Raw genomic sequence first — 6,075 nt, forward strand, 5'->3', positions numbered from 1 at the left:
GGACGAGCACCGCCCCGCGGCGCCGCGGCCGGCGGGCCGTTTACTATGGAAATCAAAAATCCCCCATCAAGAACCTTGATGGGGAAAAACCTTGGTGGAGCTAACGGGATTCGAACCCGTGACCCCCACACTGCCAGTGTGGTGCGCTACCAGCTGCGCCATAGCCCCTCGATCACATCGACCGCCCTTGCGGGCGGCGCTTCATGCGAACGAGGAATACTGTACCTCGATCCACAGAAAGCACCAAACCCACTGGTCAGCACGCTACTTTCGCTTGTACTCGGCCACCCAATCGCTGTTGCCGGTCAGCTTCTTTTCCTCCCCGTTGATAAACAGCCGCGGCGAGGACACCCCGTCTTCCGTCTTTTCCAGGTCGGCGGCGTTCTTGGCGCCGACCTCGTCGGCCTTGTCCGTGTAAGAGCCCTCCCGGATCGCCTCCACGGTCTTCTCCGGGGCCCCGAGCTCCTTAGCCGCCTCGGCGTACTTCTCGTTGTCCCACGTGGTGCTGTAAATCTCCGTCTGGTTCTCAAAGATGTGGTTGCGCAGGTTCCAGTACAGGCCCTGCTGCTCGGAGGCGGCCGCGGCCAGGGCCGCGGCGAGACCGCGGTGGGAGTTGCCGTCCTTTTCTTCGTCGCTCATCTCCTTGTCGTGGTTGTGGTTATCCATGAACACCAGCGGGTGGATCTTGACCACCAGGTCGCCGTTGTCCACGGCCTCGCGCATGCTCTGGCGATCCGCCGCCGCCAGCGTGGCGCAGTGGGGGCAGGAGAAATCCTCGTACAGGTCGGCCACCGGGGTGGCATCGTCGGCCCCCTGCCCCTTCAGGGTGATCGCGGCGCCATCCCAGGTGCTGGAAAAGGCCACGGTATCGATCATGGCCTCACGCTTGGCGTTCTTGCCGTTCATCACGATGTATCCCACGAGGATCACCGCGATCACGATGATGCCCACGACGGCCCACACGAAGCCGTTTCCCTTCTGGTTGGGAGATGCCACGGTACTGCTCACAGTAATCCCTATCCTTTTTGCTGCGGATCCACGTGCCCCGTCGGGGGCGTACTTCCGTTAGTGTATCGAACCCCTGGACCCACTATCGGGGGCCGCGCGCGATTCACAGCACACTGGCAGCGGCGTACCCTGGGCCCATGCTTCGCAACGCCCTCGTCGTCGGCTGCGGTGCGGCCCTGGGGGCCACCGCCCGGCTTGCCTGCACCTTCCTCGCCGGGGATACCCCTCCGATGGTGCTGCTGCTGACCATCAACATCGCGGGCTGTCTCCTCCTCGGGGCCTGGGATCCGGGGCCGTTTCTAGGCAAGGGGATGCTCGGCGGATACACCAGCTTTTCCGCCTTCGCCCTGATGGTGGTGCGGGAGCCGCCGGTTGCCGCCGGCGCGTACCTTGCCGCCACGGTGCTGGGGTGCGTGGGGGCCTGGCTGCTCACCAACACCCTGCGTTCCCTCGTGTCCCCGGAGTCCGCCGCATGATCGCGTTGTTTGCCGCCGTGGCCGCGGGTGCCTTCTGCGGCGGGGTCGGGCGCTTCGCGCTCAGCCGCTCCCCCGGCGGGTGGCTCGGCACGTGGTGCGCCAACGCGCTCGCCTGCGCCATTCTCGCGCTCAGCCTGCGCGCGGAGGGGCTGGCGGCCGCGGCCTGGGGCACGGGGTTGGCCGGAGCGCTCTCCACCTGGTCCACCCTGGCCGCGGAGATCGGCGGCGCGGTGCGCGGGGGTCACACCCGCCGCGCGGCGCTGTACCTGGGGGCCACGCTGTGCGCGGGGTGCGCGCTCATCGCCCTGCTCGCCCCGGCCGACGGGTGAGGGCTACTGCGCGATCGCGTCCAGGGGCGGGGTCTTAGCGGCGTAGCGCGCGGGCCACAGGGCGGCCAGCACGCCCACCACGGCGGAACCGATCACCATCAGCAGGAGTTGCAGCAGGGGCACCTGCGCGCTCCCCAATCCCTGTTCCTCCAGGATGGACAGGAAGGCCCAGCCCAGTCCCAGGCCGATGAGCATGCCGGCCACGGCGCCAAAGACGGCCACCTGCACGGCCTCCAGCACGATCATGATGCGCACCTGGCCGCGGTGCACGCCCACCGCGCGCAGCATGCCGATCTCCTGCCGCCGCTCGATCACGTTGAGGGTCAGGGTATTCACGATGCCCAGCACGGCGATAATCACGGCCAGGGCCAGCAGCGCGTAGAGGATGCTCAGCACCTGATTGACCGCCTTTTGCACCTCCCCGGCCAGATCGTCGGCGTCCAGGACGTGCACCACCAGGTAATCCTTCATGGATTCCTCAAGGTTTTTCCGCAGGTCCTCGTGCGAGATAAAGCCATCCCCCACGGCATCGAGGCTTTGCAGCATCATATCCGAGGAAGGAACAAGCTTTTCCGCCGTGGCCTTAGAGATCACGACGGCGCCAAAGCTATTGTCGTCCCGGTAGATGCCCACGAGCTTCGCCTCCACCGTCTTATCATTGGTGGTCGAGGTCACCGGCACCATATCGCCTACCGACCAGCCCATCGAGGCGGCCTGTCTCTCCGAAGCCACGAATCCCTCCTCGCCGAGGTCGAGGTCGCCCTCGATCGCGATATTGCCGGTGATCTCGTTGAGCTTGCCGGAAAGCACCAGGGTGTAATCCGCGAAGGGCACGCCCCACACGCCGCCGGCCTGCAGCGGGGACAGGTAGGTTTCCACCAGGCTGCCCACGCCGTCGGTCTGCGCGGCGGCCGCCACCGCCTCGCGCGGCACCGGGAAGTTCCCGGCCGGCGGCCCCATGAGTCGGAAGTCCGCCTGCATGTTCTCCTCAAAGGCGTCCGCCACGGCGGACTTCGCCGTGGCGCCGAGCATCCCGATGGAAGTCACCAGCGCTACCCCCAGGGTCAGGGCAAAGGCCGTGGTGGCGCTCCGGCGCGGATTGCGCGCGGAGTTGGTGGCGGCCAGGCGGCCCACCATGCCGAAGGGCTTGCCCACCAACCTGCCCAGAAGGGGAACCGTCGGCAGGGCCAGGGCGGGGCCCGCCAGGAAGTAACCCACGATCACGCACACCGCGCCGATACCCACGAGCAGCACGCGCATGCCCGTGCTCGCCTCGGCGAGGCCACCCACCAAAACCAGCAGCAGGCCCACGCTGCCCAGCACCGCGCCCACGAGGGTGCGTACCCGCAGCGAGGACGACGCCGTGGATTCCGTCGTCCGCATGGCTTCCACCGGGTGAACGTTGCCGGCGCGCTGCGCGGGCAACCACGCCGAGACCACCGTCACGGCGACGCCCACGAGCAGGGGAACCACCATCGCACCCAGGCTCAGCCCCAGCCCGGAGTCCGGCAGCGCCCGACTCCCGGAGGACAGCACCGCCTTGATCCCCACCACGAGCAGCATGCCGACGACGATCCCCGCGAGGGAGCCCACCGCACCGATAAGGGCGGCCTCCAGCACCACCGATCGGGTGATCTGCCGGCGGGTGGCCCCCAGGGCGCGCAGCAGCGCAAACTCCTTGGTGCGCTGAGCCACGATCATGGAGAAGGTATTGGCGATGAGGAACGTACCCACCAGCAGCGCCATGAGGCCGAAGGCCACCAGGAAGTAATTCACAAAGCTCAGGCTGGACTGAATGGCGGCGCTTTCCTGCCGCGCCAGCTCCGCCCCGGTTTCCGCGGAAACGTCCGGCTTGTAGGCGGAGGTGACGTGCGTCATCAATTCGTCCGCGCTCACCCCCTCGGCGGCCTTGAGCAGCAGGGAGGCCGCCACGTTGCCCTCCGCGAACTTCTCCAGGTAAGCGGATTCGTCCATGCGCAGCGCCGCCTTGGCGGAGCTGTCCAGCGACATCTTATAGATTCCCACCACCGCGATCTCGTGGCGGCCCGCGGAATCCACCACCGTCAGCGTGGTGCCGGGCTCAATGTCCAGCGCCGCGGCCGCCTTCTGGTTGAGGATCGCCTCGCCGGGGCCGCTGGGGTCGCGTCCCTCCAGGATCTCCTCCGGCTGTCGCACCGTATCCTTCGCCGTGTACCAGGGGCTCAGCGTGGCACTGCCGCGGAACTTCAGGGACTCCCCCTCGGCATTGCCGAGCGCCAGTGCGGCGCGATCGCGCACATTGACCCCGGCCACCTTGGGGTCCTCCGCGATGACCTTGCGGGTGGTCGCGGAGATGCCGCGCTGCCCGCCGCCCCCGGTGACCACCACGTCCACGCCGTCGTATTCCGTGGCCACCAGGTCGTCATAGCTGCGGGAGAGCGTATTGGTAAACATCAGGGCGCCGGCGATGAACGCCGTCCCCAACACCACCGAGAGCACCGTGAGTGCAATGCGGAACTTATGCGCCGCGACCGTGCGCACGCCCACCTTCCACATCGTTTTATTCCTGAGTCCCATGAACTACCCACGCTCGATTCCGGCCATGGTGGAAAGGACCTCATCCATCGTCGGCTCGCTCAATTCGTTCACGATCTTGCCGTCCGCCAGGAAAATCACCCGATCCGCGTACGACGCCGCACGCGCATCGTGCGTCACGATCACCACGGTCTGATGATCCTTGTCCACCGAGGTGCGCAGGATAGTAAGCACCTCGGTGGAGGAACGGGAATCCAGGTTGCCCGTGGGCTCATCGCCGAAGATGATCTCCGGGCGCGACACCAGCGCCCGCGCGCAGGCCACGCGCTGCTGCTGCCCGCCCGAGAGCTCCGAGGGACGGTGCCCCAGGCGCTCCACCAGGCCCAGGCGCTGCGTGATCTCCTCGTACCACTCCTGATCCACCTCGCCACCGGCGATGTCCGTGGGCAGGGTGATGTTCTCCGCCGCCGTCAGCGTGGGCACCAGGTTGAAGGACTGGAAGATAAAGCCCAGGCGGTCGCGCCGCAGGTTCGTCATCTCCCTGTCCTCCAGGTCGGATAGGTTCGTATCACCGATGAACGCCTCGCCCGTGGTCGCGGAGTCCAGCCCCGCCATGCAATGCATCAGCGTGGACTTGCCGGAGCCCGACGGGCCCATGATCGCGGTGAACTCGCCGCGGCGAAAGCCCACGCTCACCGTGTCCAGGGCCGTCACGGCGGTATCGCCCTCGCCGTACTGCTTGGTCAGCTCCACCGCGCGAGCCACATATCCGCCGCCGCGCCCAAACTGCTTCTTCTTCGGCGCCGAGGCCGGCCGCTGCAACCAGGATGCCACCGACGGCGTGGCCGGGGGCGTGCGCTTCGTCGCGGACTCCTTCCTGGCGGGTTCTTCCGGCTTAGCCTGCGGCTTCGTCGCAGGCTTGGCCGGGGTATGCTGCTGCGGTTTCTTCCCCTCCGCCACGGGCTTGCGCGCGGCGGGCTTCGGCGCCTCCGTGGTCTTCGCCTCCGATTGGACGCTCGGCTTCTTCGTCGGCGTAGACGGCCGCGCGGCAGGTGTGGAGGCGGAGGGCTGCTTTTTCCCCGGTTGCTTCTGCTCCGGCTGCTCCTGCTTTTCTGGCATCGCCGGGCGAGCGCCCTGCGGGGCCTCCGCGGCATTCTTGCGCGCCGTGGGCCAGGCCGCGCCGGTTATCTTCTCCGGCTTCTTCGGGGCGGTCTCCCCCGAGCGCTGCGGCTGAGGCCACCTGCCCGAGGGGGAATCCGCCGGATTCGACTTCGGAGGCGTCTTAAACTTCGGCCCCGGAATATCCGGGGTTCTCTTTTTTGGCCGAGCGACGCCCCCCTGGGCCTCGGGGGAGCCCGTCGCCGGACGCACCGGGGGCCAGGCCCCCTTCTTGTCTTCCTTCTTCGAGGAAGCCGGCAGCCCCTCGGCCTTCGCCCCGATCGGGTGCGGCCAGGCCGGTTTATTCCCCTTTTTCTGCGCGGACGGGGACTCGTGCGGCTTCTGATCAGACACTATGGCAGCCTCTCTTTGGTACAGACACTCTGCCCCACAATCTACCCTGTGCTGTCGATACCCGTGTTCCTTCCCGTGTGTTTTTGTTTGTGTTTTTAGCACAAAAAAGAAGAAACACAAACAAATAAAGTGGGGTGGGGTAGTACAACCTACTACCCCACCCCACCACATTATGAATTTTTAGTGTTGGCAGCAACCTACTCTCCCACACCCCAACGAATGCAGTACCATCAGCA

At 66.7% G+C, this 6,075-nt stretch carries 5 protein-coding genes and 1 tRNA gene; 2 read left to right on the forward strand and 4 right to left on the reverse strand.

Annotated features, from left to right (window positions below; genetic code table 11):
• Positions 1-92: 92 nt before the first annotated feature.
• Together H7347_RS10235 and H7347_RS10240 are read right to left on the reverse strand one after the other, a co-directional pair.
• Positions 93-168, reverse strand: a tRNA-Ala gene (locus H7347_RS10235).
• Between the two features lie 96 nt (positions 169-264).
• On the reverse strand, positions 265-1,008 hold the full coding sequence (locus tag H7347_RS10240; protein WP_152823410.1) for a thioredoxin domain-containing protein: 744 nt from the start codon (positions 1,006-1,008) through the stop codon (positions 265-267).
• 137 nt (positions 1,009-1,145) lie between these two features.
• On the opposite strand from H7347_RS10240, the gene H7347_RS10245 reads away from it, so the two are divergent.
• Entirely contained in the window at positions 1,146-1,484 is a 339-nt protein-coding gene (locus tag H7347_RS10245) for a fluoride efflux transporter family protein (protein WP_152823411.1), read from the forward strand.
• Entirely contained in the window at positions 1,481-1,813 is a 333-nt protein-coding gene (locus H7347_RS10250) for a CrcB family protein (protein ID WP_152823412.1), read from the forward strand. Before H7347_RS10245 ends, H7347_RS10250 begins: the two co-directional genes overlap by 4 nt.
• Positions 1,814-1,816: 3 nt before the next feature.
• On the opposite strand, the gene H7347_RS10255 is transcribed toward H7347_RS10250, so the two are convergent.
• Together H7347_RS10255 and H7347_RS10260 are read right to left on the reverse strand one after the other, a co-directional pair.
• A complete protein-coding gene (locus H7347_RS10255; RefSeq protein ID WP_152823413.1) occupies positions 1,817-4,369 on the reverse strand; it encodes an ABC transporter permease in 2,553 nt (850 codons plus the stop codon).
• Between the two features lie 3 nt (positions 4,370-4,372).
• Positions 4,373-5,149, reverse strand: coding sequence for an ABC transporter ATP-binding protein (locus H7347_RS10260; protein WP_152823417.1), 777 nt, complete (start codon positions 5,147-5,149; stop codon positions 4,373-4,375).
• Positions 5,150-6,075: the final 926 nt, after the last annotated feature.

The organism is Corynebacterium sp. zg-331 (assembly GCF_014267345.1).
Lineage (GTDB): Bacteria > Actinomycetota > Actinomycetes > Mycobacteriales > Mycobacteriaceae > Corynebacterium.